General features: G+C 57.2%; 4 protein-coding genes. 2 read left to right on the top strand and 2 right to left on the bottom strand.

Features of this window, described 5'->3' with window-relative positions; translation table 11 throughout:
- Positions 1–686, bottom strand: a 686-nt coding sequence (locus ACIQ0R_RS11750) for a lyase family protein (RefSeq protein WP_395827599.1), incomplete at its 3' end; no start/stop codon positions are given.
- Between the two features lie 183 nt (positions 687–869).
- Here ACIQ0R_RS11750 and ACIQ0R_RS11745 point away from each other — a divergent pair.
- Complete coding sequence (locus ACIQ0R_RS11745; RefSeq protein ID WP_395827596.1) at positions 870–1,979, top strand: sensor histidine kinase; 1,110 nt, start codon at positions 870–872, stop codon at positions 1,977–1,979.
- A gap of 78 nt (positions 1,980–2,057) precedes the next feature.
- Positions 2,058–2,867: a LytR/AlgR family response regulator transcription factor gene (locus ACIQ0R_RS11740; protein ID WP_395827593.1), complete on the top strand. Its 810-nt coding sequence runs from the start codon at positions 2,058–2,060 to the stop codon at positions 2,865–2,867.
- A gap of 92 nt (positions 2,868–2,959) precedes the next feature.
- Here ACIQ0R_RS11740 and ACIQ0R_RS11735 read toward each other — a convergent pair whose 3' ends face one another.
- Complete coding sequence (locus ACIQ0R_RS11735; RefSeq protein ID WP_395827591.1) at positions 2,960–3,727, bottom strand: LuxR C-terminal-related transcriptional regulator; 768 nt, start codon at positions 3,725–3,727, stop codon at positions 2,960–2,962.
- Positions 3,728–3,797: the final 70 nt, after the last annotated feature.

Raw genomic sequence — 3,797 nt, 5'->3', positions numbered from 1 at the left:
CATACGTCGTCGAAGCCGAGCGTTTTGGCCACGCGTTCGCGCTCGATCGGGAAGGTGGTGCCGGCCAGGGCGGCAGCGCCCAGCGGCAGGCGGTTGACGCGTTTGCGGCAATCCTGCATGCGCTCGGCGTCGCGGCCGAACATTTCAACGTAAGCCAGCATGTGATGGCCGAAAGTGATCGGCTGCGCTACCTGCATGTGGGTGAAGCCGGGCAAGATGGTATCGGCGTGTTGCCCGGCCAGATCCAGCAGTGCCAGGCGCAGATCGCGCAGCAGGCCGCTGATGTCGTCGATGGCGCTGCGCAAGTACAGGCGGATGTCGGTGGCTACCTGGTCGTTGCGCGAACGGCCGGTGTGCAGGCGCTTGCCGGCATCGCCGACCAGTTCAGTCAGACGCTTTTCAATGTTCAGGTGGACGTCCTCCAGATCCAGCAGCCATTCGAACTTGCCGCTGCTGATCTCACCCTGGATCTGGGCCATGCCCTTCTGAATTGCCGCGTAGTCGTCGGCACTGATGATTTTTTGATATGCCAGCATCTCGGCATGCGCCAGCGAGCCTTGAATATCGACTGCTGCCAGACGTTTATCGAAAAACACCGATGCCGTGTAGCGTTTGACCAGATCGGAGACCGGTTCAGAAAAACGAGCCGACCAAGCTTCGCCTTTTTTGGAGAGTTGTGCTGTCATAATTGAGGGTTGGGGAGTGCAATGAATTATGCGATTATAAATCACCGCCCCGGAAAACCCACTTTATGCTTGTATCCCGATGCGTCAAGGTGTCGTCGCGCCGGATTGAGACGTGAATAATATTTAATCAATCCCGTCAACTGCTTCAGCTGTTTCAACCTCTAATTGCCATTTGGTTAATTTATGTCCTTGCCTACGCCAGCCGATCAGACCGCCGATAGTGCAGCAGCGCAGCGGCAGCCTATTGCACTGGTGATTCCGGATTGTTGCAATCTCGGCGTGGTGTTTCGGACCATGATTGCGGTGAATCTGGCGGTGATGGTGGCAATCCTGTTGCGCAGCGATAGCGTGGTCGCGGCGGCTGGCAGTTTCGTCGAATCGTCGATGTTGATTGAGCCGGCCTGCTTTCTGTCGTTGTCGATCTTATGCGCTTTGCATCGCATCGGCCATCGGATGTCGCTCATCGTGCAGCGTTCATTGTGCGCATTGGTGCCGGCGTTGGCGACGCTGGCGGTGATCCGCCTATTGTTTGGCTTTGACTGGTTTCTCAGTGGATTTAGCCACCTTAGCGCTCCCGGCGGGACGCCGCTGGCGGCGTTGTTCGGGATCGTGCTGCAACATTATTTTGAGTTGCGCGCCAAGGCTTTTTCGCCGGTGCTGGTGGAGGCCCGGCTACAGGCGCTGCAGGCGCGCATCCGGCCGCATTTTCTGTTCAATAGTCTGAACGCGGTACTGTCGCTGATCCGCACCGAGCCGCTGCGCGCTGAGGTGGCGCTGGAAGATCTGGCCGATCTGATCCGGGTTCTGATGCGCGACGGCCGCGCCATGACCACGTTGGAAAAGGAAATTCGCCTGTGCAGGCAATATTTGTCGATAGAAAAAATACGCCTGGGCGAGCGTTTGAAAGTGCAGTGGATACGCGACGGCATCAGCGACGAGGTCATCTATCGCGCACAGATCCCGACCTTGCTGCTGCAGCCGTTGCTGGAAAACGCGGTTCACTATGGGGTCGAGCCCAGCACTGAACCGGCGCTGATCCGCATCAAGTTGGTCTATTCGCTGGAGCGCATTGAAATCACTATCACCAATCCTTACAATCCGTATGCTGGAAAAGGCGTCGCCGCGCTGCCCGAAGGCAATCAGATGGCGCTGGAGAACATCCGTGAGCGGCTGGCCTTGCTGTACGATGTTGAGGGGCAGTTAACCACCTCTAATACGCACGGCCAGTTTGAGGTACGCGCCAGGTTTCCTTTTGTGAAGGCCGCCTTGGCCCGGCACCAGAGTGCAAAATAGAGTGCTAAATCGAGTACCAGGTACTCACTAGAGCAGTAGATACATTTAATAAAAATCAAACCGAGCAAGTACCTTTCCATGCCTATGATTCCCCGCATATTTATTGTCGACGATGAAGCGCCGGCGCGCGCCAGGCTGACTACGCTGCTGTCCGATATCGTGGCTGAATGCCCCCACTATCTGGTCGGTGAAGCCGCGCATGCAGAGGAAGCGCTGCAAGGGATTGCCGTCAGCGCGCCGGATCTGGTGTTGTTGGACGTACAGATGCCGGGTATCAGCGGTTTGCAGTTGGCTGACCAGTTGCTCAAGCAACCCACGGTGCAAGGGGGTGAGCCGCCGTTGATCATTTTTGTGACTGCCTACGACGACTATGCGTTGAACGCATTCGACGTGCAGGCCTTTGACTATCTGCTCAAGCCGGTGCGTGCCAACCGGCTGGCGCAAGCCATCGCACGCGCTAGTCGCTTGCGTCAACCGGCTTCTGCTATCGCACCGTCTGCGGCGCATTCTGCCGGTGCCGCGCCGCGCCAGCATTTCGCCATTCAGGAACGCGGCCGTATGTCGTTGGTGCCGATCACAGAGGTGCTCTACCTGAAAGCGGAGTTGAAGTACGTTACCCTGCGCACCAGGCTCAAAGAGTATTTGATTGAGGATTCGCTGGTGTCGATTGAAGCAGAACTGACTCGGCATTTTGTCCGTGTTCATCGCAACGCATTGGTGGCGCGCAACGCGATTACAGGCGTAGAACGGGTCATGCAGACAGTGGCCGACAGCGATGGCGACACCGACAAGCCACAGGAAATCTGGCAGGTGATCTTGCGCGATACCGAGCACCGGCTGCCGATTTCGCGGCGCCAACTGGCTGAGATCAAGGCATTGGTGCGTTGATATCGCGCTGCTGTGGCAGGGCTGCATTACTGCATTACTGCATTACTGCCTGATTACCTTGGTGCGCTGTGGCGACGTCTGCGTTACTACGGCTATTGCAGCGGCTGCAGCTGCGGATGTTGCGCCGGCTCGTATTGTCGACTGATCGCCAGCGCAGCGGCGGCGCGCGTCTCGACCCCAAGTTTGATATAAATGTGCTCAAGATGCTTGTTGACGGTACGCGGGCTCATGCCGAGAATCTCGCCAATGTCGCGGTTGGTTTTGCCCTTCGAAAGCCAGGCCAGCGCATCGGTTTCGCGCGGAGTCAAGTGATATGTTTGCAGTTGCAGCGGGTTGGGCAGACTGCATATCTTTTCTTCCATCAGCAGTGTCAACTCGGCGCTCTGGGCGTTCTTCGAGAGATTGATGGTCAGCTCGCCGTCTTCTCCTGCGATCACCAGCGGCCGCGGCGGACGTTGCGTTTGTCGCAGCAATACCAGATTTTCATTCAGCCAGAACTGTAGCTGCGGTGGCAGCTTGCGGCCATATGTCTGGTTGCGTGGAAAATATTTCTCCAGCCAGAACGAGGCCTTGCTGGTTTGCCATAACGGCGCACCATCGGTGGCGAGTACGATGACGGCGTGGGCCGCTGCGTCAATGACATCCCTGGCTTGCGACATCATGCGCGCGGTCCTGATATGTGCAGCCACCCGAGCGACAATTTGCAACGGCTGGATCGGTTTGGTCACGTAATCGATGCCGCCCACCTGGAAGCCCTTGAGCACATATTCAGTCTCGCTCGGGCCCGTCATGAACACTACCGGCACATGCGCAGCGCTGGCCAGCAGCTTGTTACGGCTGACCGAAAATTGACCCAGCAAAGGGCATAGTGCTGATTCAAAATTGACCCAGGTGTTCTACTTGCCCTGTCTAATTTTTAGGCAGGAGATA

The sequence above is a fragment of the Collimonas sp. genome (genome assembly GCF_044339385.1).
Classification (GTDB): domain Bacteria; phylum Pseudomonadota; class Gammaproteobacteria; order Burkholderiales; family Burkholderiaceae_D; genus Collimonas.
The sequence above is the reverse complement of the archived record's forward strand: the minus strand, read 5'-3'. Positions and strand labels throughout refer to the sequence as shown.